The organism is Arthrobacter sp. AIWTK1 (genome assembly GCF_056680535.1).
In genome coordinates this window covers 3,696,467-3,720,644 of sequence record NZ_CM155287.1, presented here as the reverse complement: position 1 = coordinate 3,720,644, position 24,178 = coordinate 3,696,467, and the positions used below count along the sequence as shown (strand labels likewise).

Here is a 24,178-nt window from a genome sequence, read left to right as displayed (position 1 = left end):
GCCCAAATCTGCGAATGAGGATATTGTATCGTTTCAGAAAGCACGTGTAAGCCACGTCACTGCTCTCGTCGCAGAGAATCACAGGGAATCGCGCTTACACAACCGAGCAAGGAGGCTCTAATGATCAGCAGAAGGAATTTCCTCACCACCGTGGCGCTGGGCACCGCATCTGCGGCTGCGCTGGCGGCTTGTGGCTCCCCGGCCCCCGCCCAGACGGGTTCGGCGGCGAACCCGGTCACCATCAACTACACCTGGTGGGGCAACGATGACCGCGCCACCCGCACCCGCAAGGCCATCGCACTGTTCGAGTCCAAGAACCCGGATATCAAGGTCAACGGCAACTTCACCGACTTTGCCGGCTACTGGCAGAAGCGCGCCACCGAAGCTGCCGGCGGCGGCCTGCCTGACGTGATGCAGTGGGACCTCTCCTACCTGCGTGACTACGGCCAGCGGAACCAGCTTCTTGACCTGGGCACCGTGAAGATTGACACCTCGGGCTTCGATAAGTCGCTGCTGCCGTCCGGCCAGATCAAGGGCAAGACCTACGGCATCCCCACCAGCACCAACGCTTTTGCCGTTTACTACGATCCCGCCAAGCTCAAGTCCCTCGGGGTCTCCGAGCCCGACGGCAGCTGGACCTATGACGAATACAAGTCCTGGCTCAAGGAGGTCGGCGCCAAGGGCAACGGCACCATCTTCGGGTCCACGGACTTCACTGGCATCTGGTGGCAGTTCAACATCTGGCTCCGCCAGAAGAACATCGAAGCCTTCACCGAGGACGGCAAGCTGGGCTTCAGCAAGGACGACCTGAAGACCTGGTGGAACATGGCGTCGGACCTGCGCGGGACGCCAGCCCTGGTCTCCGAGGAGCGGGCCACCCAGCTGGCCCCGAAATCCCCGTTCGGCTCCAACGTGACCGTCGCGGAAAACACCTGGGACAACTTCATGGCCGGCTACCTCGCTGACAGCGGCGCCAAGGAACTGAAGATCGTTCCCGTTCCCTCCGACGATCCGGACAACCTGGGCCTCTTCCTCAAGCCGTCGATGCTGATGGTTGCCAGCGCCAAGACCAAGTTCAAGGACGCCTCCGCACGCTTCATCGACTTCATGATCAACGACCCCGAGGTGGGCCAGATCTTCAAGACCTCCCGCGGCGTTCCCGCCTCGAAGACCCAGCGTGACGGCACCACCTTCGAAGGCACTGACAAGATCGTGGTGGACTACGAGAAGTCAATTGAGAAGTACCTCAAGGATGCTCCCGAGCCGCCCATCGTCGGTTTCGGCACCCTGGAGGCTTCGTTCAAGCGGATCAGCTCGGACCTCAACTTCGGCAAGCTGACCGTTGACTCCGCGGCCGACGCCTGGTTCAAGGAAGCCGAAGACCTCATCAAGCAGAACGCCTGAGCAGCGTATGGTCTGCCCGGCATTCACAACTGACGGAATGAACTCGTGACCCAAAGCCCAACCCTGAGCAGGCGTTCGTCGTCGTCCACGCCCCCGCTGCCGCGCAAATCGCGGCAGCGGGGGGCGGATGCCCGCGCCGGCTACACCTTCCTGCTGCCCTGGCTGCTGGGATTCATCGCCCTCACCGTGGGCCCGATGATCTCCTCGCTCTACCTGTCCTTCACCAACTACAACCTCTTCGAACCACCCAAATGGATCGGGCTGGACAACTACACCACCCTGTTCCAGGACGAACGGTTCCTGCAGTCGGTGGGCGTGACCCTGTCCTACGTGGTCTTCGGTACCCCGCTGAAGCTCGCCGCCGCACTGGCCGTCGCCATGCTGCTCAACAGCAAGCGCAAGGGCCAGGGGTTCTACCGCTCCGCCTTCTACGCCCCGTCCCTGATCGGCGCGTCCGTGTCCATCGCCATCGTCTGGAAGGCGATGTTCGGTGACTCCGGCCCGGTGGACCAGGGCCTGTCCTTCTTCGGCATCAACCTGGGCGGCTGGGTGGGCAACCCGTCCATGACCATGCCCATGATGATCCTGCTGACCGTCTGGCAGTTCGGTGCCCCGATGGTGATCTTCCTCGCCGGCCTCAAGCAGATCCCGGCGGACCTGTACGAAGCCGCCTCCATGGACGGTGCCGGTCCGGTCCGGAAGTTCTTCAACATCACCTGGCCCATGCTTTCCCCGGTGATCTTCTTCAACCTGCTGATGGAAACCATCCACGCGTTCCAGATCTTCGCCTCCGCCTACATCATCTCCAACGGTGAAGGCGGCCCGGCCGGCTCCACCCTCTTCTACACCCTCTACCTCTACCTGCGGGGCTTCAGCGACTTCCGGATGGGCTACGCCTCGGCGATGGCCTGGCTCCTGGTGGTCGTGGTGGGCATCATCACCCTCATCTTCTTCAAAACCTCCAAGTCCTGGGTCCACTACAGCGGTGATTCGAAATGACAACCATGGCAACACCCACCCAGCCGAAAGCCGGCGGCACGGCACCCGTTCCGGCACCCGAGTACAACCCCAAATCCGAGTCCGTGGGGGCCAAGCGGGCCAAGAGCGTCATCTTCCACATCGTGGCGCTCGCCCTCACCGCCGTCGTACTCTACCCGGCGCTCTGGATGGTGGCCTCCTCGTTCAAGCCGAACGCCGAAATCGGCGGCACCAACACCTCCCTGTGGTCCAGCAACTTCAGCTTCGACAACTTCACCACCGCCATGGAGGGGATCGGCGGGGTATCCACCCTGCAGTTCTTCACCAACTCGCTGGTCCTGGCCATCGGCGCCGTGGTGGGCACCATCCTGTCGGCCAGCGTTTCGGCCTATGCCTTCGCACGGATCAAGTTCCCGGGCCGCAGCGCGCTCTTCGGCATGATGATCGCCACCCTGCTGCTGCCGTTCCACGTGGTGATCATCCCGCAGTACATCATCTTCCAGCAGCTGGGCCTCGTGGACACCTACATCCCGCTGCTGATCGGAAAGTTCCTGGCCGCGGACGCGTTCTTCGTGTTCCTGATGGTCCAGTTCATGCGCAACCTCCCGGCCGAACTGGACGAGGCAGCACGCATCGACGGCGCCGGCCACGTGCGGATCTTCACCTCGATCATGCTCCCGCTGATGAAACCGGCGCTGATTTCGACGTCCATCTTCTCCTTCATCTGGAGCTGGAATGACTTCCTGGGCCCGCTGCTGTACCTGAACACCCCGGAGAAGTACCCGCTGCCGCTGGCCCTGCGCCTCTTCGTGGACCAGACCCAGAGTTCGGACTACGGCGCGATGATCGCCATGTCCGTCCTGGCCCTGCTGCCGGTGCTGATCTTCTTCCTCGTCTTCCAGCGCTACATTGTTGAAGGCGTCTCCACCCAGGGCCTCAAGGGCTGACGGAAGACTGAGACAGAAAATGAGCATCATGGACAGCACCACACCCGCCTCAGGCCACGACGACCGGATCCCGGTAAACCGCTTCGCCCTGTTTTCCGAGACCCTGCTGGCCGGAGTGCTGGTGCTGGTGCTGTCCATTCCGCTGGTGACCATCCCGGCTGCCTATGCCGCGGGGATCGCCCACCTTGAGCGCCACCTCTCCGGCAGGGATGACTCGCTCCGTGCCCTCTGGGGCACGTTCCGCTCGGCCCTGCCGGGCAGCTGGAAGCTGGGAATCGCAACGGCGGCAGCCGCCGTCGTGATTGTCCTGAACCTCCTGCTCGCGACGGTGGGGCAGCTGCCCGGCCGGGAAGTGGTTCTTCCCGCCACCCTCGTGCTCGCAGCGGCCGGCGCCATCCTGCTCCTGCGCACCGCTGCTGCATGGTCTGACGCCGCTGGCAGCCCGGCTCCACGCAGTGCCTGGGCCGCGGCCCTCGATGCCGCCAAGACGCTTTCGCTCCGCGACTGGACCGGTTCCCTCCTGCTGGCCGCCGCCCTCTTTGCCGCCGTTGTGTTCGTCTGGATGCTGGCCGCCCTCTTCGTTGTGGTGCCCGGCACCCTGATCCTGGCCTCGGCCGGCGTCAAGATGCGCTCGGCGCGCGCCTAGCACCACCCCCGCCGCAACACCGTCCCAGCAGGTCCACTTCACTACCGAGTTGAGCCCGACGTGTCTTCCGACCGCACCCAGTCCGCTGAGTCCCTCCTAGGCCCCGGACAGTCCTCAGAACGGCCGTTGCGCTGGTACCACCCGCTGGCGCAGCGCAACTACCGACTCTTCGTTGCCATCCAGCTCGCCGGCAGCACCGGCGTGTGGATGCAGCGCCTCGCCCAGGACTGGCTGGTCCTGCAGCTGACGGGCAGTCCCGCCGCCGTGGGCGTGGCCGTTGCGCTGCAGTTCCTGCCCATGCTGGTGGTGGGCCCGCTCAGCGGCATCCTGGTGGACCTGTTCCCGAAGCGCCGCATCCTGCTGATCTGCCAGTCCATCACCGCCCTGCTGGCGCTGGCCCTCGCGGTCCTTGACGCCGGCGGCGGCATCACTGTCTGGGCCGTGTACGCCTGCTGCGTGGCCCTTGGCATCACATCCGCCGTCGATGGTCCCGCCCGCCAGGTGTTCGTGAACGAGGTGGTGGGGGACGCCGCACTGCGTCCCGCGATCGGGCTGAACAACGCGATCGGCCAGCTCGGCGCGATGGTGGGACCCGCCCTCGGCGGCCTGCTGATCGCCAAGGCTGGCTCCGCCGCGGCCTTCGCCGCGAACGCGGTGGTGTGCCTGGCGGTGCTGGGCCTGATCACCGCGATCCGGACGTCCCAGCTTTATCCCGGCGCACCGCCTCTCCGGGGCCGCGGGCAGGTGCTAGCGGGCTTCCGCTATGTCCGACGCCGGCCGTCCCTGCTGCTGGTCATGCTGCTGGCCGGGCTCCTCGGTGCCTTTGGCATGAACGGGCCGGTGGTGCTCGCGGCGTTCGCCGAAGACGTCTGGCACAGCGGCGCCGCAGGATTCGGGATCTTCAACACGTTCAGCGCGGCGGGCGCCCTTGCCGGCGCGCTGCTGGCGGCGCGGCTGCGGACCCTGGGCCGGCGGGGGATCGTGGTGAGTGCCGGGCTGTTCGGGCTGACCCAGCTCGTAGCCGCGCTCATGCCCACGCAGGAGCTGTTCGTGGCCATGCTGGTGCTGGTGGGCGTCATGACGCTGCTCTTCCTGACCAGTGCAGCCACCACCGTCCAGCTGGAGGCCGGCGCGGAGGTCCGCGGCCGCGTCCTGGCCCTCTACCTGCCGCTGCTGCTGGGCGGGCATGCCCTCGGCGGACTGCTGGCAGGGTGGCTCACTGAAGAGTTCGGCGTCAGGACCGGGCTGGTGGTGACCGGCGCGCTCGGCATGCTGTCCGCCGCAGTCATCGGACTGCTGCTGTGGCTGAACGCCCGACGGCGGGCCTCGGCTGCCTAAGGGCCCGCGGCTGCCTGAGTGCGGCGGCGGGCGTGGTTTCCGGCCGCCTTTTGCCTGTAATGGCCGCTAAGCGCAGGCTATTCCGGCCAAAGACGGCAAAAGGCAGGCCACTCCTTGACGCCGGCCCGGTGACGCTGCGGTTCACCTGGTGGGGCTCGGATGTCCGGCACAAGATGACCCAGAAGCTCATTGACGCGTTCGAGGCCAAGAATCCGAACATCAAGATCAAGGGTGAATACGGGGAGTGGTCCGGCTACTGGGACAAGCTCGCCACCCAGGTTGCCTCGCAGCAGGCTCCGGACGTCATCCAGATGGACCTCCAGTACCTGGGTGAGTACGCCAAGCGCGGGGCGCTGCTGGACCTGAAGGACGTGGACCTGTCCAAATTCGACAAGGCTGCGGCCGACGCCGGCAAGACCCCGGAAGGGCAATTTGCCGTGACGGCCGGAATGAATGCGCTGGTGGTACTGGCCAACCCCGCGCTGGTTTCGGCCAGCGGGGTGGCCCTGCCGGATGACCAGTCCTGGACCTGGCAGGACTACGAGAAGACGGCTGCGGACATCACGGCCAAGAGCAAGGTCCGCCAGTTCGCGCACCAAGCACCCGAAGGAAGCGCAACAGTTCATCGACTTCCTGGCGAACGGCGTTGAGGCCGGCGGGATTGCGCTGGCTGACCGCGGCATCCCCGGCAGTACCGAGGTGCGCGACGCCATCACGCCCAAGCTGAGCGCGGCCGACGCCGCCACGGCCGCCTTCATCAATGACATTGCGGATGAGGTGGGCGACGCTCCCGTTGTGCCGCCGGCAGGGTCCAGCCCGGCCTCGGAGATCCTGACCCGATTCACCACCGGGGTCCACTTCGGCAGGGTGAGCCCGGAGGAAGCCGCGAAGAAGTCGATGGAGGAGCTCAAGAGCGCACTGGGCTAGCGCCCGGATATTGCGGACCGGCTATTCGGGCCGGAAGTGCCAGGTCCCCGGGTGGATCCGGAACGTGACGGGCCCGGCCCCCGCACCGGTGGAGGGTTCGACGACGGCTGCGGCCGGCGTCGGGCATTCCATCGTGTAGCGGCCCGCGGGCAGCACCACCGCCGCACGGACTCCGGCTGGAACAGTGCAGCTCAATTCCATCCCGCCGGTGGTACGGCGCCAGTCGGCCGATACCTTGCCGCGCTGCAGCGGAACGCTTCCCCGGGCATGCTCCAGCCGGCAGACCGGCGGCTCGATCCGGACGTCCGCACCTCCTGCGCCCACCCGGATGCCGAGCAGGTGGGAAAGGATTTCCCGGACCACGGAAGCGGACCACGCATGCGACTGGCTGTAGTCGGTGTCCTCGTCCAGTTCCCAGGCCTCCCACGTGAAGCTGGCCCCGGATTCCAGCAGCCGCGCCCAGCCGGGCTGGGCGGGGTTGGTCAGCAGGTCCAGCACCCCGTCCGCCATCCCCGCAGCGAGCAGCGCCCGCACCAGGCGGTGCACCGTCATGGGGCCCTGGCGCATCCCCATCCCGGCCAGGCGCCGGCCGTCCTGCCGGACGAACTCCTCCGGGGTGATCCCGAGCGAGAGCGGGAAGGACGTGGCGTGCTGGGAGGCGTGGCCGCTGGGCGATCCGTCCCCGTGCAGCCCGTCCACCATTAGGCCGTCCACGCGCAGGCGGGCGTTGATGGCGGACGCCAGTTCAGCCGACTGCGCGCGGTACCGGGCGGCCTCAAGTGTCCGCCCGGTCAGCTCGCACAACCCGGCAACTGAATCCAGGACAGACACGGCCTGCGCGTTCACCGTGGTTTTGGCGGCGCACTCCATGTCATAGCCGCACCGCCCTGGCGCCGGCCAGTCCACGATTCCGTGGAGGTACGGGCCGGAGCCGCCGCCGAGGCGGGTGACGAGTCCCGCCGTCGGGCCGTCGGCCGGGATGTGCCGCTGGACGTAACCGGCCGTGTCGCGGAGGGCCGGAAGCAGTTCCTCCACGAGGGCCGTATCGCCGCTGTTCCGGTGGTAGTCCGCCACCCATTCGGGCATCATCAGGGAGAAGTCCGGGATGTCGCGCTTGCCGTCGCCGTTGGGGTACACCGCGTTGTAGCGGCCGTGGTCGTCGCCCTCGGACCAGTACCTCGTGGCCGACGACGCAAACTCGCGCAGGGCCTGGGCCGTCAGGTTGCGCTCACCGAACAGCGCCATGGTGGCGTAGGAGATATTGACGGCGTCGCCCAGGAACTGCCCCTTTTCGCGGGTGGGGGTGTCCACGAACTGTTCCTGCGCGCCGTACAGGGCGGAGTCCCGCAGCAGCGTGAACACGGCGTCAAGCGCCGGATCGGAACTGCCGAAGCTGCCCTCCCGCTGACCGCTTTCATGATGTTCGAAATGTACGACGACGCCGCCCACCGCGGCGATTTCCTCCGCCGGGATCCCGGGTACTTCGAGGTACCGGAATCCCAGGTGGACGGCGGCTTCGTACCGCTGCGGTCCGGCGGCCTGCGTGTAGGGGAAGGACATGTCCGTGTTCTGGCTGGCGGACTTGCTGCGGTCAACCCGGCCGTCCGGATCCAGGGTGTAGCCGGCGCGGATCGTCACGGTGCGGCCTGCCTGGCCGTCGAGGAAGTCCACCACCGGCCGGGCAGGCAGCACGCGCCCGAAGTCGGCCACCACCGTGCCGTCCGGGGCGGTCAGCAACCGGGCCGCGGAGGCGGGGGTACGGGCCAGGAAAGTGCGCCGGGGGAGTAGGGCGGGAAAGTCGCTGGCCGGGTGCCTGCCCAGCGAAGCGGCCGGCTCCCACGTGGCAGTGAGGCCGGCATCCAGGTGTTCCACCGGATCGCCTTCGTCGTTCCGGTACCCGGACTGCCGGTAGGGGCCTTCGGCCACCTGCCAGCCGGGTCCGGTGCCGAAAACCTCGCGGCGGCCGTCGTCGTAGTCGACATGCAGCTGGGCCAGAAGTCCGGGAACGCCGGCGGCCCTGCCCTGGCCCGGACCGTACTAATGGACCCGGGCGGAGAGGTCCGCCTCGGCTCCGCCCTGCAGCAGGGCGGTGACTTCGGCGGCGACGTAATACCCCTCGCCGGGGTAGCCGAAGGAGGACGTCTCGAGGCATTCCTTGCCGTTGATTCGGAATACGGCCTGGTGGCTGGCGGCGGCAAACAGCCTGGCGCGCACCACCCTGCCGGTGAGAACCACGCCGGTGCGGGCCAGCGTCCACTCGTCGGGATGGCGGTGTGCGGTGGTCCGGGTCCACTCGCCGAGGCAGGCACCTGCATGGTCCGTGCCGGCGTCGAACCGGTGGTCAACCAGCACCGTGCCGCCCGGGGTTCCGGTGCTGTCCTCGGTGACAAGGAGCGACCCGTACTCGGCCTGGCTCCGCGGGCCCTGGTGGAGGGCAAGGTTTCCCCGGAATCCGGCGGGGGCGGGCTCGTCCGCGGTGAAGAGCTCCACTCCGTCCAGCGTCACAGTGATGGTGCGGCCGTTATCGGTGACTGCCAGGTCCTGCCACGTGCCGGGGACCAGGTCCTTACCGGGCAGCCGTTCCTGGCCGGCCTGCACCTGGCGCTCCAGTTGGGCGCTGGCCAGTACTTCGGTTGCGGGCACCGCGGCGGCTGGGATTTCCCACCGGGCGGCACGGCGGAGAACCACAGTCCCGGCCGTGTTCAGCTCCAGCAGCAGTCCGGTGCCGGGGCCGGTGGAGCGCAGGAGCAGGCCTGCCCAGCCCATCGCGGGGCGGAGGCGTGCTTCGACCCTGACGTCCCGCACCGGCGGGCAGGGGAGCGGGAGATACGGCGAACCGGCCACCCGGAGTGCGCCGTCAAGGATCTCCAGCGGGGCGCGGCCGCCGGGCCGCCTGCGGATCCATACGGCGTTCCAGTCCGGCGTGCCGAGTCCCGTGCTGAAGCCCTGCGGCGCGGACCACGGCCCGGGCGCCCCGGCGGCGTCGCGCACGCGGACGGTCCAGTGGTAGTCGGCGTCGGGCGCGAGCTCCGGGCCTCCGTAGGGGACAAAGTGCTGTTCTTCGGAAACCACGATGCCCGAATTCCACAGGAGTGCGCCGGCCGCATTGCTGAGCCGCAGTTCGTAGGCGCTTTGATAGCAGGCGGCCGGATCGCTTCCCGCCGCGGCCGCCAGTTCCCAGCCGAGGTGCGGGCGTTGTGACGCCGTCAGGCAGGTTTCAAGCCCGTCGGTGAGGAAGGCGACGGCGGTGAGCCGGCCCGTCACCGGTGGCCAGCCAATGCTGCAGCTTCGGCCGCGCCTAGCGTGCCGTCGGCGATCCACACGGTGAAGGAACGCCGGACGGATTGTCCCGCGGCGAGGATCACCGGTCGGTCCCAGGCGAGGGCCGAGCCCACGCCGGGGTAGCCGGACAGCCGGACGAACCAGGGGTCCGGCGCTTCCGTAGGGGCGGCGAACACCAGGCTGGCCGTGCCCTCCGGGAAGTTCCCCGTCCAGGCCAGCCAGGGCGACACGGAGCCATGGACGGCTGCCTCGCCCTGCCGGCCGGCGATAAAGACATCCGCCGCGGAACACTCAGGCAGCCGCCAGAAGAACCCTCCGTAGCCGCTTCCGGCGGCACCGTTGGAGCCGGGGCCGCCCAGCGAAGCGTCGACGACGGCGGTAAGTTCCGTTGTCAGGTCCAGCCGCCAGGTGCGGGCATCCACCCGGCTGGCACCGGTGGTGCGGCGCTCGCGGAGCAGCTCGCTGCCGTCCGGTGCCTGCCAGCTGAGTTCCTGGCGGAGGGAGTCGCCGTCCGGCAACCAGGGTTCCGCTTGTGCGGACAACTGCTCGATCCGCCCGTGGTCCGGGCGTTCCTCGTATCGTCCGGAGGCGCGGGTGTAGGTCTTGCCGCCCCAGAAGTTCGTACCGTTCACATCCTGCATGCCGATGCCGGCGCCGAGGTGCCACGGGTGGTCCGCCGGAAAGTGGTCGGTGACCGTGACGCCGCCGAGCGACCGCACCGGATGCAGGTAGGGGCGGGGCGAGAGCCGGGCCCCGATGCCGGAGCCGTTCCGCAGGGTGGCCAGTGCGGGGGCGCTGCTGCGCGCGGCGGCTGCTGTGTCGCCGTCGTGCCCGGCGTCCTGCACGGAAAGTGACAAGGCGTCCGCCACGCCGGCCGCGGGCCGGGCCCAGGGCAGGCCCAGTTCGCTGAAGGTGGCGTGCGCCGCCGTCGCGCGTTCCAGGGCGTCTTCGATGCCGACGATCACGGCGTGGGCTGAGTCGCCGTCGCCCACCCACTCCAGGTGCTGCCCGGCGATGAGGGCCGGGGCTTCGGCGGTGCGGATGGCTTCCAGCACGCGCATGAATGCGCCGCTGTCCGCGAGGGAGCTGATCAGCTTCGTGCGGCCAGGCTGACCCTGCGGGCCGCGGTGCCGCAAATGGTCCAGAAGGTTCTCGGTGAGGTCGTCCCGGCCAAACACGTCGTGGCGTTCGCTGGCGGCAGTGCTGATGCTGAGGCGGTCTTCGGTGTAGTGGAACACCGCGGTGCCTTCGCTGCCCTGCAGGGTGACATATGGTTCCACCGATTCCGTGGCGCAAAGGGTCAGCGCGCAGGTGATGGGAAGGCCGGAGGCGGTGCGGACACGGATGACGGAGGTGTCGTCCGATTCGATGTCGTTGGCGCGGTAGAGATCCGTTTCCACGGAGGCGAGATCGTCCACGGTCCGCGCGCCGGCGATCCTCAAGGCGGTGGCGATGGCGTGCGCCAGCGGGTTCGTGGCCACGCCGTCCACGACGTCGACGCCGTCCAGGCTGCGCTTCCCGGCCCAGCGCGACCGCTTGTAGTACGCGCGGTCCCGTACCCAGCGGCCGGTGGCCGAGATGCCCAGGAGGGTGCCGATTTCCCCGCCGGCCAGCAGGTCCTCGATGGCCCGCAGTGCATGCGAACCGAGGCTCTGGAAGCCCACCTGGACACTCCGCCCAGCCGTCGCGGCGGCATCCTGCAGCCGGTTGAAGTCGGCCAGGGAAGCCACCGGGGGCTTTTCCAGGTACAGGTCGGCATGGGGGAGGGCGGTGAGCGCCAGGGGTGCGTGGGTCTGAATGGGCGTGGCCACAATAACGAGGTCCAGCCCCGGCGTTGCAGCCAGTAGGTCGTCGAGGGTGCCGAACACTGCGGTGTCGGGAGGGAGGACGCCGTCCGCCGGCGGATTCGGGTCGGCAACAGCCACGAGCGTAACGGCCCCGGCCTGCTGGAGCCTTTCCAGGTTGCGGAGGTGGTGGGTTCCGAAACCGTGGACCCCCACCAGGGCCACCCTGGCCGCGGCGGAGATCATTCCGCCTTCCGCTGCGGGGATTTCGCGTTCTTCCGGGACGGGCGCGGACACGGTGCCCATGGCTCTCCTCTTCTGTCCCCGGGACGGGGTGTCTGACGACGATGTCGGTGCGGGAATCCGCGGGGGCAGGTACCCCTGTCCGCCGCTATCAGAGTAGGCCGGGGCGGTCCGCTGAAGCTTGTGGTAAGCGCTTTCCATATTGCTATCGCCAACAGTCTAACCCGAGCCGGTTCATTATGTAACGATTCAAAATTCGTCTTGACCACCGCTTCAAAAGCGTCTAGATTTTCGAGAAACCGCTTACTAACGTGACGTGGACCACTATGGCCCCCGTTTCTGCAACGATGGAGATCCGAAGGGGGCTAGCTGTGCTGGCTGGAAGTTTTAGCGCCAAGGCATATTCATTCTTCGACACCCTGCTGTGGATTGCATGCCTGAACCTGCTGTGGGTGGTGTTCTCGCTTGCCGGACTGGGCGTCCTCGGAGTGGGCCCCGCCACGGCGGCGGCGCAGATCCTGGTGCGCCGCCGGGTCCGGGGCGAGGCCGCTCCGCTGCTCCGCTCGTTCGCCAGGGAATACGGCCGCAACTTCGGCCGCGGCAACGCCCTGGCGCTGCCGGTCCTGCTGGCCGGCGCGGCCCTGGCCCTGAACTGGAACTACTTCTCCCGCTCCGGAGACCTGCTGTCGCAGCTGATGGCTGCCGGCGTGTTTGTGGCCGCGATCTTCCTGGTGGCGGTGGCCTGCCACGTCTTTCCGATGTTTGCCCGCTACGACCTTCCTCTCTCGCAGTACCTCCTGATGTCCTCGCGGTTTGCCCTCCGGCACCTCGCGGGCACGGCAATCCTGCTCTTCGTGACCGCCGCCGTGCTCTTCGCCAGCCGCGCAATGCCCGGGCTTATCCCGTTCTTCAGTGTCGGAGCGTGGCTCTACGTGACCGGCTGGCTGTGCGACCGGTTCTTCGCCGCCAACGATGAATCCGTAACCGGGGACGCAGTGGAGGCCGCCGCCGTCGGCCACGCGGCAGGCGCCACCCAAGGAACCCCGGCTGTAGCCGTTGGAGCCCCCGTTGCCTGAGGCATCGGATGCCCCCGACATGCCAGCTGAAGGGCCCTTCCCGCCAGCACGCCTGCCGGAAGGGTCCGCCGTTACCGGCTGCGCCGTGGCTGCGGGCATGAATGAAACGTATCAATATTGCGGCGCTGCCCTCCCCGCCAGCTGACCTGCACCAACTGACCTGCAACTCACCCCGAAACCCGGAACCAAACCCCGAAGAAGTGGAAAAGGAAAACACTATGATCCGTAGAAAACTCAGCCTGGCGGCCGCCGTCGTGACCGCCGCCGCACTGACCCTCACGGCTTGCAGCGGGGGTGAAGCGCCGGCTGCGGATTCCTCGAAGATCAGCATCATGGCGCCGTTCCTGGAGGCGCAGCCGCCGTCCGCCGACGGCGCCGTGCAGAAGAAGCTTGAGGAGCTCACCGGCAAGGACGTGAATATCACGTGGGCGCCCAACGCCTCCTACGAAGACAAGATGAACATCACGCTGGCCTCCTCCGAGATCCCCCAGGTCATGGTGGTGCAGGGCAAGTCGCCCGGCTTTGTCAAGAACGCCGAGGCCGGCGCCTTCTGGGACCTCACCGACAAGCTGGATCAGTACCCCAACCTGAAAACCACCTTCCCGGAAGTGCAGAACAACGCCAGCGTCAACGGCAAGGTCTACGGCGTCTTCCGTGCACGCGGACCGATGCGCGCGGCCGTGATGTTCCGCCAGGACTGGCTGGACAAGCTGGGACTGAAGGCACCGGAAACCACGGAGGACCTGTACACGGTGGCCAAGGCCTTCACCGAGCAGGACCCGGACGGCAACGGCCAGAACGACACCTGGGGCATCACCATTCCCAAGTGGGGCGCTCTGGGCTCCAACAGCCCCTACGACATCATCGAGGAGTGGTACGGCGCCGGTAACCGCTGGACCGAAAAGGACGGCAAGCTGGTTCCGAGCTTCGAAACCGAGGAGTTCCTGGAAGCCAACCGCTTCGTCAAGAAGATGGTGGACGAGAAGCTCATCAACCCGGACTTCGCCACTTTCGACGGCACCAAGTGGAACGAGCCGTTCTTCAACGGCAAGGGCGGCATCATTGTGGACGTCGATTCCCGGGTCAGCGTGCTGATCAACCTGTTCAAGCAGGCCAACCCGAACGACTTCCAGAACAAGGTGGGCTTCGTGGGCAACCTCAAGGGCCCGGACGGCGAACTCCACGCCCACCCGACGGATGGCTACTCCGGGTTCCTGGCCGTCCCCAAGACCAGCGTCCGCACCGAGGCTGAGCTGAAGAACGTCCTGGAATTCCTGAACACGATGAACGGCAAGGACGTGGCCACACTCCTGAACAACGGCATCGAGGGCGTGAACTTCACCGTGGAGGACGGCAAGGCCGCCACCATCAAGCCCGAAACCCCTGAAGGCAAGGCCGTGTCCACGGACATCAAGAGCTACGCGCAGCTTGGCACAAACGTCACCGGCAACAATTTCTACCCCGTCAAGCAGGCCTCGGAATATGAGCAGAAAGTCTTCGACAAGCGGGTTGAGGTCATGGCCCGGGACCTGAAGAGCGCCGTCTACAACCCGGCCGCGGCTTTCGTTTCGCCCACCTATGTTGCCAAGGGCGCGCAGCTGGACAACATCGTGGCCGACGCCCGGATCAAGTACCTGGCCGGCCAGATCGATGAGCAGGGCCTGAAGGATGCCATCAAGCTGTGGAAGACCAGCGGCGGCGACAAGGTCCAGGAAGAGATCAACAAGCTGTGGCAGGACAGCAAGTGACAACGTCCACCGTTGACGTCAAAACCCCGGAGCAGGCGCCGACACCAGCGCCTGCCCCGGGGCGGCGTCGCCGCTTCGCCGTCCACTTCGCCCACTACAAGTGGCTCTATCTACTGCTGCTGCCGGGCGTCATCTACTTTGCGGTGTTCCGGTACGCCCCCATGTACGGCGTCAGCATTGCCTTCAAGGATTACGTCCCGTTCCTGGGCGTCAACGCCAGCCCGTGGGTGGGCTTCCAGCACTTCGAGGACTTCTTCTCCAACCCGGATTTCGGCCGGCTGCTGGGCAATACCCTGATCCTCGCGTTCCTCAACCTGGGGATCGCCTTCCCGCTGACCATCGTCCTGGCGCTGCTGCTGAATGAGGTCCGGCTGTCCATCCTGAAGCGCACGGTCCAGACGCTCGTGTACATCCCGCACTTCCTGTCCTGGACCATCGTGGCGTCGCTGAGCTTCCTGCTGTTCGCCCTTGATTTCGGGCCGCTGTTCCTGTTCATCAACTCCGTCCTGGGCACCAACATCGACTTCCTGTCCGACCCCGCCTGGTTCCGGCCGCTCATTGTGCTGCAGGAGATCTGGAAGAACACCGGCTGGGGAACCATCATCTTCCTGGCCGCGCTGGCCACCGTGGACCAGGACCAGTACGAGGCCGCCATCATCGACGGCGCCGGCAGGTTCCGCCGGGTCTGGCACGTTACGCTTCCGGGCATCCGGTCCACCATCATCGTGATGCTCATCCTGGCTATAGGGCAGATGCTGAACACCGGATTCGAACAGATCTACCTGATGACCAACGCCCTTAACCGCAGCGTGGCCGACGTCTTTGACACCTACGTCTACTTCGTGGGCATCACCCAGGGTGCGTACAGCTACAGCACCGCCGTAGGCCTGTTCAAGTCCCTGGTGGGCATCGTGCTGATCTTCGGCACCAATGCCCTGGCCAAGCGATTCAACCAGAGCGGACTGTTCTAATGAAGATCCATAACACCCGCGGCGGCCGGATCTTTGACGCCGCCAACTACGTCTTCCTGGTGCTGATCGGCGTCCTGACGCTGCTGCCCTTCATTTACGTGTTCGCCGGCTCCTTCGCCACCGAAGCGGAAATTACCCGCCGTGCCTTCTTCGTCTGGCCGGAGCAGTTCAGCCTGGGCTCCTACGAGTACATCTTCTCCACCCCGGCCTTCATCCGCGCGCTGGTCACCACGGTGCTGGTCACCGCAGTGGGAACGGTGGTGCAGCTGATCCTGACTGTCACCATGGCCTACCCGCTGGCCAAGCGGAACCTCCGCGGCCGCCAGCTGATCCTGTCCCTGGTGGTCTTCGCCATGGTGTTCTCCGGCGGCATGATCCCCACGTTCCTGCTGATCAAGGACCTCGGCCTGCTCAACAGCTACTGGGCGCTGATCCTGCCGGCTGCGATCAACCCGTTCAGCCTGATCATCATCAAGAACTTCTTCCAGGAGCTCCCCGCCGAGCTGGAAGAGTCCGCCAAGATGGATGGCGCCACGGAAATCGGGATCCTCTGGCGGATCCTGCTGCCGCTGTCCAAACCGGTGCTGGCCACGTTTGCGCTGTTCTACGCCGTGGGCATCTGGAACGACTTCATGTCGCCGCTGCTATACCTGAGCGACAACTCCAAATGGACCCTGCAGATGTACCTGCGCCAGGTCACCGCCTCGTCCGACCTCCTGGGTACCGGCAACGTTGACCCGAACTACATCCCGCCGGAACAGGGCATCAAGTTCGCCGTGATCGTGGTGGCCACGCTGCCCATCCTGATCTTCTACCCGTTCCTGCAGAAGCACTTCGCCAAGGGCATGCTCATCGGGTCGGTGAAGGGCTAGCTGCCTGGAACGCCATGTTTCCCGCAAGTCCCAACAGAAAGCACAGCATGAAAATCCTGCTCGCCGGAGATTCCACGGTGGCCAACTGTCCCACCCACGAGTACCCCATGAGCGGCTGGGGCGCCCAGCTGCCCCCGCACGTCCACACCTGGGCTGCCGTGCATAACTTCGCCAAGGGCGGGGCCAGCACGGAGTCCTTCCGCGCGGAGGGGCTGTGGGGGCAGCTCCTGGAAACCGCCGGGCCGGGCGATCTGGTGCTCATCCAGTTCGGCCACAACGACCAGAAACGCCCTCACCTTGCCGCCAGGACCGGGTACGCAGCCAACCTGCGCCGCATGGTGGCGGACGTCCGGGCCCTCGGTGCGGTGCCGGTGCTCTGCACGTCGGTGGAGCGCCGGCACTTCCTGGCCGGGACCGTCGAGGACAGCTTGGAAGAAAGCCTGGAGGACTATCCCGAAGTGGTCCGCGAGATCGCGCTCGAGCTCCACCTCGCCGTCGTGGACCTCAACGCCTGGACCCGCGCGCTGTATACGAAGCTGGGTGTTGCGGAGTCGGAATCGCTGTTCTGCCATTTCGGTCCCGGCGAGCACGCCCACTGGCCGGACGGGCTAGCGGACAATACGCATTTTTCCCGGCGCGGTGCGTCGTTGGTCGCTGAGGAGGTTGCCGGCCGGCTTGCGCTGCTTGGATTCGGCGGGGATGCCCTGCCGGACTCCCGGAAAGGCACGACGGCGGGGCTCGCGACGGCGGGAAGGGGCTAGGTGGGCGGGCCACTGCTGAGTCAAGAGACGTTCAGCACGGAACTGCTGTACGGCAACCCGCTTGCCGGGCCGGCCGACGTGTCCGGCTGGGTGGCGGAAGGACCCCTGAGCCTGGGCGCCCGCGACGGCGCGCTCGAGCTGTCCGGGGCCCTGAATGATGACGAGTTCGGGGACCACGCGCACTGGACGTTCTGGTGCCCCGTGGAGTTCCCGGACGGCATCCGGATCAGTTGGGAGTTCCTGCCTCTCGCGGAACCGGGCCTGGCCATGGTGTTCTTCGCGGCAACCGGCCACGCCGGCCGGGACCTGTTTTCGGCGGACCTCGCGCCGCGCACCGGTTACTACCCGCAGTACCACTCGGGGGACATCGATGCCCTCCATGTCTCCTACTTCCGGCACAAGTACGACGCCGAGCGGGCCTTCCGGACCTGCAACCTCAGGAAGAGCGCCGGGTTTGAACTGGTGGCCCAGGGCGCGGACCCGCTGCCGCCCGCGGACGACGCCCGGGATTTCTACAGCATGGAACTCGTGAAGGACGGCCCGCGCGTGGCGTTCTCCATCAACGGGCTGCCCCTTTTCGAGTGGACGGACACCTCGGACAAGGTGCTGGGCGGAGGCTACCTCGGCTTCCGGCAGATGGCACCGCTGCGTGCCGCCTACCGGAACCTCACGGTCGAGAAGATCTAGCCCCTCACCCCGCAGTAGCGGCTGCTTCTTCGGAACTGCCCGATCGAGGTCCAGGCGAAGAACCCTCGGGGCCGGCGGTGCTTTGGCGCACCACCAGTTCCGGGGTGAAAATCACGGCCCGGTGCCTGGGCTTGTCCGAATCCAGTTCCTCCGCCAGCAGCTCGATGGCCGTCCGGCCCAGCGCTTCCGTGGGCTGCCGGATGGAGGACAGCGGCACCACGGCGGACACGGCAAAGTCGATGTCGTCGTAGCCGATCAGGGCGATGTCCTCCGGAATCCGCAGGGTGTGCAGCATGGTGAGGGACTGCATCACGCCGAGGGCCAGCAGGTCGTTGGCGCAAAACACCCCGTCCGGAAGTTCCCCGGCGGCGCGGCGGACCAGCTGGTCGCCCACGCCCCGGCCGGCCAGGACCGTCTGCCCGGCTGAATCCAGTATTTCCAGTGACGCGTCCGGAACCTCGGCGACGGCGCGTTGCGCCCCCTGGAGGCGGTCCGCCACCTGGCGTATCGACGTCGGGCCTCCCACGAAAGCCAGCCGACGGCGGCCGGTGTCCAGCAGGTGCCGCGCCGCGAGGTAACCGCCGGCGTCGTCGTCTACGGACACGGAGCTGTACTTCGCCTCGTCAGCCAGCCTGTCCACGAGCACGGTGGGCACGCCGCGCTCACGCAGCTGGTCGAGGCGTTCGGTGACATCGCCTACCGGCGAGATCAGCAGGCCCTGGACCCGCTGCTCCTGGAAGAGGTCGATGTAGTTCGACTCGCGGCCCGCATCGTGCCCGCTGTCCCCGAGCAGCACCGCACTTCCCTGCAGGGCGGCGGCGTCCTCGGCGGCGCGGACCACGGAGGTGAAGAAGGGGTTGCCCACGTCCAGCACAATCAGGCCGATGGTGCGGCTGTGCCCGGCCCGGAGCTGCCGGGCGGCGTCGTTGCGGACGAAGCCGAGCTCGTCGATGGCCTGCAGGACACGGTCCTTGGTCCGCTGGGAAACCCTGTCCGGGTAGTTCAGGACATTGGACACCGTGCCCACCGCCACGCGGGCATGGTTGGCAACATCCTTGATGCTGGCTGACCGTGACATGTTTCTCCAAGCTCTCTCTTGCGGGGCGGCGTGGGCAACCGCCGGATCACCCCCCCGGGTCAATTGTCCTTGCCCGGCCGCGTTCCGTGACGAGCGAAACGGCATATGGCCGGATAAAGGGCTTTCCATCCACTGACAATTGCTTGACACCTACTCGACTTCAAGAGTACTTTGAATCGTAACAATGAAACGATTCAAAGAATCGGAATTCAGGAGAGTCGCAGATGAGGGTGTGTTTTCGCTCCTTAGTCCAGCCCGGACTGATCGATGAGTACAGGCGCCGGCACGCCGCCGTCTGGCCGGAGATGCTCCGTGCGCTGAAGGATGCAGGCTGGCACAACTACTCCCTCTACCTGGGTGCGGACGGGCTGCTGGTTGGCTACGTGGAATGCGACGACTTCGACGCCGTCAGGGCGCGGATGGCGCTCACCGAAGTCAACGCCCGCTGGCAGGCGGAAATGGCAACGCTCTTCGAAGACACCGAGCAGCCCCCAGACACAGGATTTGTGGCGCTCGAGGAAATCTTCAACCTGGAAGACCAGCTGGCAACGGCCAATGCCGCGGACCAGGAAGCGCCAGAGCCGCGGTCACTGGCCAACGAACATCAGTGATTTGCGGGACGCACCGAACAGATGCCGCCGACGCGGGAGCCGGCGGACAGCAGACATAAGCACTACGAGAGACCGGAAAACCAACATGAATGACGTAGCAACGGCGCTGGGCAGGCTCGAGGAGCTTGCCATTGAAGTACCCTCCTGGGCCTACGGCAACTCGGGCACCCGTTTCAAGGTGTTCGGCACGCCGGGCACGCCGCGGACGGTGCAGGAGAAGCTGGCGGACGCCGCGAAAGTGCACGAGCTCACCGGCCTGGCACCCACCGTTGCCCTGCATATTCCGTGGGACAAAGTGGACGACTACGCCGCCCTGCGGGAGTACGCGGCGGGCCTGGGCGTGGGCCTTGGCACCATCAACTCGAACACCTTCCAGGACGACGAGTACAAATTCGGTTCCCTGACGTCCTCCAACGAATCGGTCCGCCGCAGGGCGATCGACCACCACCTGGAATGCATCGACATCATGCACGCCACCGGCTCCCGGGACCTGAAGATCTGGCTGGCTGACGGCACCAACTACCCGGGCCAGGACGACATCCGCGGCCGGCAGGACCGCCTGGCGGAGTCCCTGCAGGAAATCTACGCAGGCCTTGGAGAGGACCAGCGGCTGGTCCTCGAGTACAAGTTCTTCGAGCCCGCTTTCTACCACACGGACGTTCCGGACTGGGGTACCTCCTACGCCCAGACCCTTGCGCTGGGGGAGAAGGCATTCGTCTGCCTCGACACCGGCCACCACGCCCCGGGCACCAACATCGAATTCATCGTGATGCAGCTGCTGCGCCTGGGCAAGCTGGGGTCCTTCGACTTCAACTCGCGCTTCTACGCGGATGACGACCTGATCGTCGGTGCCGCGGATCCGTTCCAGCTGTTCCGCATCATGTACGAGGTGATCCGCGGCGGCGGCTTCGGCAAGGAGTCAGGCGTAGCCCTCATGCTGGACCAGTGCCACAACCTGGAGGAGAAGATCCCCGGCCAGATCCGCTCGGTGCTCAACGTCCAGGAAATGACGGCGCGTGCCCTCATGGTGGACACCGCTGCCCTGGGCGAGGCCCAGCGGAACGGCGATGTCCTGGCCGCCAACGCCGTTTTCAACGACGCCTTCTACACCGACGTCCGCCCGGCCCTGGCCGAATGGCGTGAATCCCGGGGCCTGCCCGCGGACCCGATGGCCGCCTTCAAAGCCAGCGGCTACCAGAAACAGATCAACGAGGACCGCGTCGGCGGCCAGCAAGCCGGATGGGGCGCCTAGGCATGAATATGCAAAACACTGTTAACAAAACTGTTGAAGAACTAATTGCCCGTTCCAACCGACTGGGTGCGGACAAGCGGAACACCAACTTCGCCGGCGGCAACACCTCGGCAAAGGGCATTGAAAAGGACCCCGTCACGGGAGAGGACGTCCAGCTCCTCTGGGTGAAGGGCTCCGGCGGGGACCTGGGCACGCTGAAGAAGGAAAACCTTGCCGTGCTCCGCCTGGACCGGCTCGACGCACTGAAGAATGTCTACCCCGGGGTGGACCGCGAAGACGAAATGGTGGCCGCATTTGATTACTGCCTGCACGGCAAGGGCGGCGCTGCACCGTCGATCGATACCGCCATGCACGGGCTCGTGGACGCCGCGCACGTGGACCACCTGCACCCGGATTCCGGCATCGCGATTGCCACGGCCGTGGACGGGGAGGCACTGACCACCAAGATCTTCGGTGACAAGGTGGTGTGGGTTCCGTGGCGTCGCCCCGGTTTCCAGCTGGGCCTGGACATCGCCGCGATCAAGGACGCCAACCCGCAGGCCGTCGGCACCATCCTGGGCGGCCACGGCATCACGGCCTGGGGCGCCACCAGCGAAGAGGCAGAGGCCAACTCGCTGTGGATCATCGACCAGGCTGAAAAGTTCATCGCCGAAAACGGCCGCCCGGAACCCTTCGGTCCCAAGCTGCCCGGCTACGGCGCTCTTCCCGAAGCCGAGCGCCGCGCCAAGGCTGCCGCGCTGGCGCCGGTGATCCGTGGCCTGGCGTCCACGGACAAACCGCAGCTGGGGCACTTCAGTGATGACGCCGTCGTGCTTGACTTCCTGGCGGCGGCCGAGCACCCGAGGCTCGGCGCGCTGGGCACGTCCTGCCCGGACCACTTCCTGCGCACCAAGGTCAAGCCGCTGATCCTGGACCTGCCGGCGGACGCGTCCGTCGAGGACTCCATCGCCCGGCTGCAGGAACTCCACGCCGACTACCGCGAGGACTACCAGGCCTACTACGACCGCCACGCTTCTCAGGAGAGCCCCGCGCTGCGCGGCGCGGACCCGGCCATTGTGCTGGTGCCGGGCGTGGGCATGTTCTCCTTCGGAGCGAACAAGCAGACCGCACGCGTGGCCGGTGAGTTCTACCTCAACGCCATCAACGTGATGCGCGGCGCCGAGGCGATCTCCACCTACGCCCCGATCGAGGAATCCGAGAAGTTCCGGATCGAATACTGGTCCCTGGAGGAAGCCAAGCTGGCCCGGCTGCCCGAGCCCAAGTCCCACGCCACCCGCATCGCGCTGGTGACGGGCGCAGCGTCGGGCATTGGCAAGGCCATCGCCACGCGCCTCGCCGCGGAAGGCGCCTGCGTGGTCATCGCGGACCTGAACCTGGCGAACGCCCAGGCCGTTGCCGCGGAACTGGGCGGCGCGGACGTGGCCATCGGCGTGCAGGCGGACGTTACGGACGAAGCCCAGATCGCCGCGGCCATCCAGGAAGCGGTACTGGCATTCGGCGGGCTGGACCTGGTGGTCAACAACGCCGGGCTCTCCATCTCCAAGCCGCTGCTGGAAACCACCGAGAAGGACTGGGACCTGCAGCACAACGTCATGGCCAAGGGCTCCTTCCTGGTGGCCAAGGCCGCGGCGAAGGTCATGATCGACCAGGACATGGGCGGGGACATCATCTACATCTCCTCCAAGAACTCCGTGTTCGCCGGCCCGAACAACATCGCGTACTCCGCCACCAAGGCCGACCAGGCCCACCAGGTCCGGCTCCTCGCGGCAGAACTGGGCGAATACGGCATCCGGGTCAACGGCATCAACCCCGACGGCGTGGTCCGCGGGTCCGGCATCTTCGCCGGCGGCTGGGGCGCCAAGCGCGCCGCCGTCTACGGCGTGGACGAGCAGGAACTGGGCAAGTACTACGCCCAGCGCACCCTGCTCAAACGCGAGGTCCTGCCGGAGCACGTGGCCAACGCCGCCGCCGTACTCACCAGCGCCGAACTGTCCCACACCACCGGCCTCCACATCCCCGTGGACGCCGGTGTGGCCGCAGCCTTCCTGCGATGAGCGCCGTGCCAACTGCGAACACTGTCCCGGCACCTGCCGGGGCGGTGTTCGCCGCAGTCGATATCGGTGCCTCCTCCGGGCGGGTCATCCTGGGGCGCATTGCAGACCGCAGTGCCGGTTCTGAAGGCAAGGCGACGCTGGAAACGGTCCACCGTTTCCCCAACGGCGTGGTGGAGTTCGACGGCGGCCTGCGCTGGGATTTCCACGCACTTTTTGCCGAGGTGCTCACCGGCCTCGCTGCCGCGGCCCGCGCCGCCGGGGAGCGGGGCGAGACCATCAGCAGCATCGGAATCGACACCTGGGCGGTGGACTACGGGCTGGTCAACGCTGCCGGGAAACTCATTGCGCAGCCCTTCAGCTACCGGGATGACCGCAGCCGCGCCGCCGTCGCCCGGGTCCACCAGAAACTGAACCCGGCCCGGCTCTACGCCACCACCGGGCTGCAGTTCCTGCAGTTCAACACCCTCTACCAGCTGGCCAGCGAACCGGACCTGGACGGGCTGCAGGCCCTGCTCATCCCTGACCTGGTCGCGTTCCTGCTCACCGGGCAGCGCCGCACCGAGGCCACAAACGCCTCCACCACCGGGCTCTTCGACGCCGTTGCGGGGGAGTGGGCCACCGAATTCCTCACCGCCCTCGGGCTCCCGAAGAACCTGTTCCCGCCGCTGATCCAGCCCGGCGAAACCGTGGGTACCCTGCTGCCCGGCATCGCCGCGCGCACGGGACTGGCCCAGGCAACGACGGTGGTGGCCGTCGGCTCACACGACACCGCCTCCGCCGTCGCCGCGGTCCCCGCCGGGACAACCGGCGTTGCCGGGGCGGAGAACTTCGCCTACATCTCCTCGGGGACCTGGTCGCTGGTGGGCGTCGAACTCCGGAAGCCGGTGCTCACCGAGGCGAGCCGGCAGGCGAACTTCACCAACGAACGCGGCGTGGACGGCACCATCCGGTACCTCCGCAACGTCGGCGGACTCTGGCTGCTCAGCGAATGCCAGCGGACGTGGGCGCAGCAGGGATACACGGCCGCACTGGACGAACTGCTGGCCGACGCCGCCGCGCTGCCGTTCGGCGGACCCCAGATCAACGCCGACGATCCCTACTTCATCGCTCCGGACAACATGCCCGAACGTATCCGCGCCGCCGTCCGCAACACCGGCGACGTCCTCACCGACAACCCCGCTGCAATCACCCGGTGCATCCTGGACAGCCTCGCCGCGGGCTATGCCCGGACCATCGCCGACGCCGAACGCCTCGCAGACGTGCCCGTCGATGTGGTGCACATCGTGGGCGGCGGCTCGCAAAACCGGCTTCTCTGCCAGCTCACCGCCGACGCCACCGGAAAACGCGTCATCGCCGGGCCCGTCGAGGCAACTGCCCTGGGCAACGTGCTGGTCCAGGCCCGGGCGGCGGGCGCGGTGTCCGGAGGCCTCGGCGAACTCAGGGCACTGGTTCGCGGCTCGCAGCCGTTGGAAAGCTACCAGTCGGCGCTGGTCTGAGTGGCGGCTGGAAACTGCCGCGC

General features: G+C 66.8%; 21 protein-coding genes. 17 read left to right on the top strand and 4 right to left on the bottom strand.

Features of this window, described 5'->3' with window-relative positions:
* Nucleotides 1-120: 120 nt before the first annotated feature.
* From AC1MDG_RS17100 to AC1MDG_RS17070, 7 genes are all read left to right on the top strand, one after another.
* A complete protein-coding gene (locus AC1MDG_RS17100) occupies nucleotides 121-1,404 on the top strand; it encodes an ABC transporter substrate-binding protein (protein WP_479805429.1) in 1,284 nt (427 codons plus the stop codon).
* 45 nt (nucleotides 1,405-1,449) lie between these two features.
* A complete protein-coding gene (locus AC1MDG_RS17095; RefSeq protein WP_479805427.1) occupies nucleotides 1,450-2,403 on the top strand; it encodes a carbohydrate ABC transporter permease in 954 nt (317 codons plus the stop codon).
* Nucleotides 2,400-3,329 carry a carbohydrate ABC transporter permease gene (locus AC1MDG_RS17090; protein ID WP_479805425.1) on the top strand — a complete coding sequence of 310 codons (930 nt, stop codon included), beginning with the start codon at nucleotides 2,400-2,402 and terminating at the stop codon, nucleotides 3,327-3,329. The genes AC1MDG_RS17095 and AC1MDG_RS17090 overlap by 4 nt, the downstream gene beginning before the upstream one ends.
* A 19-nt stretch (nucleotides 3,330-3,348) precedes the next feature.
* Entirely contained in the window at nucleotides 3,349-3,975 is a 627-nt protein-coding gene (locus AC1MDG_RS17085; protein WP_479805424.1) for a Poxvirus protein I5, read from the top strand.
* A gap of 60 nt (nucleotides 3,976-4,035) precedes the next feature.
* Complete coding sequence (locus AC1MDG_RS17080; RefSeq protein WP_479805422.1) at nucleotides 4,036-5,313, top strand: MFS transporter; 1,278 nt, start codon at nucleotides 4,036-4,038, stop codon at nucleotides 5,311-5,313.
* Nucleotides 5,314-5,441: 128 nt separating this feature from the next.
* On the top strand, nucleotides 5,442-5,963 hold the full coding sequence (locus tag AC1MDG_RS17075; protein ID WP_479805420.1) for an ABC transporter substrate-binding protein: 522 nt from the start codon (nucleotides 5,442-5,444) through the stop codon (nucleotides 5,961-5,963).
* Between the two features lie 49 nt (nucleotides 5,964-6,012).
* The gene (locus AC1MDG_RS17070; RefSeq protein ID WP_479805418.1) at nucleotides 6,013-6,240 is read left to right on the top strand and encodes a hypothetical protein; all 228 of its coding nucleotides are present in this window, start codon (nucleotides 6,013-6,015) and stop codon (nucleotides 6,238-6,240) included.
* A 21-nt stretch (nucleotides 6,241-6,261) separates the two neighbouring features.
* Here AC1MDG_RS17070 and AC1MDG_RS17065 read toward each other — a convergent pair whose 3' ends face one another.
* From AC1MDG_RS17065 to AC1MDG_RS17055, 3 genes are all read right to left on the bottom strand, one after another.
* Nucleotides 6,262-8,166: a family 78 glycoside hydrolase catalytic domain gene (locus AC1MDG_RS17065; protein WP_479805416.1), complete on the bottom strand. Its 1,905-nt coding sequence runs from the start codon at nucleotides 8,164-8,166 to the stop codon at nucleotides 6,262-6,264.
* Between the two features lie 111 nt (nucleotides 8,167-8,277).
* On the bottom strand, nucleotides 8,278-9,504 hold the full coding sequence (locus AC1MDG_RS17060; protein ID WP_479805414.1) for a glycoside hydrolase family 78 protein: 1,227 nt from the start codon (nucleotides 9,502-9,504) through the stop codon (nucleotides 8,278-8,280).
* The gene (locus tag AC1MDG_RS17055; RefSeq protein ID WP_479805412.1) at nucleotides 9,501-11,612 is read right to left on the bottom strand and encodes a DUF6807 family protein; all 2,112 of its coding nucleotides are present in this window, start codon (nucleotides 11,610-11,612) and stop codon (nucleotides 9,501-9,503) included. The genes AC1MDG_RS17060 and AC1MDG_RS17055 overlap by 4 nt, the downstream gene beginning before the upstream one ends.
* Nucleotides 11,613-11,920: 308 nt before the next feature.
* On the opposite strand from AC1MDG_RS17055, the gene AC1MDG_RS17050 reads away from it, so the two are divergent.
* From AC1MDG_RS17050 to AC1MDG_RS17025, 6 genes are all read left to right on the top strand, one after another.
* Complete coding sequence (locus AC1MDG_RS17050; protein ID WP_479805410.1) at nucleotides 11,921-12,625, top strand: YesL family protein; 705 nt, start codon at nucleotides 11,921-11,923, stop codon at nucleotides 12,623-12,625.
* 218 nt (nucleotides 12,626-12,843) lie between these two features.
* Entirely contained in the window at nucleotides 12,844-14,373 is a 1,530-nt protein-coding gene (locus tag AC1MDG_RS17045) for an extracellular solute-binding protein (protein ID WP_479805408.1), read from the top strand.
* Complete coding sequence (locus tag AC1MDG_RS17040) at nucleotides 14,370-15,344, top strand: ABC transporter permease (protein WP_479805406.1); 975 nt, start codon at nucleotides 14,370-14,372, stop codon at nucleotides 15,342-15,344. Before AC1MDG_RS17045 ends, AC1MDG_RS17040 begins: the two co-directional genes overlap by 4 nt.
* Nucleotides 15,344-16,216: a carbohydrate ABC transporter permease gene (locus tag AC1MDG_RS17035; RefSeq protein ID WP_479805404.1), complete on the top strand. Its 873-nt coding sequence runs from the start codon at nucleotides 15,344-15,346 to the stop codon at nucleotides 16,214-16,216. The genes AC1MDG_RS17040 and AC1MDG_RS17035 overlap by 1 nt, the downstream gene beginning before the upstream one ends.
* Nucleotides 16,217-16,263: 47 nt before the next feature.
* Nucleotides 16,264-16,977: a rhamnogalacturonan acetylesterase gene (locus AC1MDG_RS17030; RefSeq protein ID WP_479805402.1), complete on the top strand. Its 714-nt coding sequence runs from the start codon at nucleotides 16,264-16,266 to the stop codon at nucleotides 16,975-16,977.
* A complete protein-coding gene (locus AC1MDG_RS17025; RefSeq protein ID WP_479805400.1) occupies nucleotides 16,978-17,664 on the top strand; it encodes a DUF1961 family protein in 687 nt (228 codons plus the stop codon).
* Nucleotides 17,665-17,668: 4 nt separating this feature from the next.
* Here AC1MDG_RS17025 and AC1MDG_RS17020 read toward each other — a convergent pair whose 3' ends face one another.
* Nucleotides 17,669-18,742 carry a LacI family DNA-binding transcriptional regulator gene (locus AC1MDG_RS17020; RefSeq protein WP_479805399.1) on the bottom strand — a complete coding sequence of 358 codons (1,074 nt, stop codon included), beginning with the start codon at nucleotides 18,740-18,742 and terminating at the stop codon, nucleotides 17,669-17,671.
* A gap of 224 nt (nucleotides 18,743-18,966) precedes the next feature.
* Between AC1MDG_RS17020 and AC1MDG_RS17015 the strand changes: the two genes are divergently transcribed.
* The 4 genes from AC1MDG_RS17015 (at nucleotide 18,967) to AC1MDG_RS17000 (ending at nucleotide 24,155) form a co-directional block, all read left to right on the top strand.
* Entirely contained in the window at nucleotides 18,967-19,353 is a 387-nt protein-coding gene (locus AC1MDG_RS17015) for an L-rhamnose mutarotase (RefSeq protein ID WP_479805397.1), read from the top strand.
* A gap of 85 nt (nucleotides 19,354-19,438) precedes the next feature.
* The gene (gene rhaI, locus AC1MDG_RS17010; RefSeq protein ID WP_479805395.1) at nucleotides 19,439-20,605 is read left to right on the top strand and encodes an L-rhamnose isomerase; all 1,167 of its coding nucleotides are present in this window, start codon (nucleotides 19,439-19,441) and stop codon (nucleotides 20,603-20,605) included.
* A gap of 2 nt (nucleotides 20,606-20,607) precedes the next feature.
* A complete protein-coding gene (locus tag AC1MDG_RS17005; RefSeq protein ID WP_479805394.1) occupies nucleotides 20,608-22,659 on the top strand; it encodes a bifunctional aldolase/short-chain dehydrogenase in 2,052 nt (683 codons plus the stop codon).
* Nucleotides 22,656-24,155, top strand: a complete 1,500-nt coding sequence (locus tag AC1MDG_RS17000) for a rhamnulokinase (protein ID WP_479805392.1) — start codon at nucleotides 22,656-22,658, stop codon at nucleotides 24,153-24,155. Before AC1MDG_RS17005 ends, AC1MDG_RS17000 begins: the two co-directional genes overlap by 4 nt.
* Nucleotides 24,156-24,178 lie beyond the last annotated feature (23 nt).

Coding starts and splice junctions, on each gene's coding strand:
- AC1MDG_RS17100 (WP_479805429.1), top strand. CDS start 121: ATGATCAGCAGAAGGAATTTCCTCACCACCGTGGCGCTGGGCACCGCA.
- AC1MDG_RS17090 (WP_479805425.1), top strand. CDS start 2,400: ATGACAACCATGGCAACACCCACCCAGCCGAAAGCCGGCGGCACGGCA.
- AC1MDG_RS17085 (WP_479805424.1), top strand. CDS start 3,349: ATGAGCATCATGGACAGCACCACACCCGCCTCAGGCCACGACGACCGG.
- AC1MDG_RS17055 (WP_479805412.1), bottom strand. CDS start 11,612: ATGGGCACCGTGTCCGCGCCCGTCCCGGAAGAACGCGAAATCCCCGCA.
- AC1MDG_RS17045 (WP_479805408.1), top strand. CDS start 12,844: ATGATCCGTAGAAAACTCAGCCTGGCGGCCGCCGTCGTGACCGCCGCC.
- AC1MDG_RS17035 (WP_479805404.1), top strand. CDS start 15,344: ATGAAGATCCATAACACCCGCGGCGGCCGGATCTTTGACGCCGCCAAC.
- AC1MDG_RS17030 (WP_479805402.1), top strand. CDS start 16,264: ATGAAAATCCTGCTCGCCGGAGATTCCACGGTGGCCAACTGTCCCACC.
- AC1MDG_RS17020 (WP_479805399.1), bottom strand. CDS start 18,742: ATGTCACGGTCAGCCAGCATCAAGGATGTTGCCAACCATGCCCGCGTG.
- AC1MDG_RS17015 (WP_479805397.1), top strand. CDS start 18,967: ATGAGGGTGTGTTTTCGCTCCTTAGTCCAGCCCGGACTGATCGATGAG.
- rhaI (WP_479805395.1), top strand. CDS start 19,439: ATGAATGACGTAGCAACGGCGCTGGGCAGGCTCGAGGAGCTTGCCATT.
- AC1MDG_RS17005 (WP_479805394.1), top strand. CDS start 20,608: ATGAATATGCAAAACACTGTTAACAAAACTGTTGAAGAACTAATTGCC.
- AC1MDG_RS17000 (WP_479805392.1), top strand. CDS start 22,656: ATGAGCGCCGTGCCAACTGCGAACACTGTCCCGGCACCTGCCGGGGCG.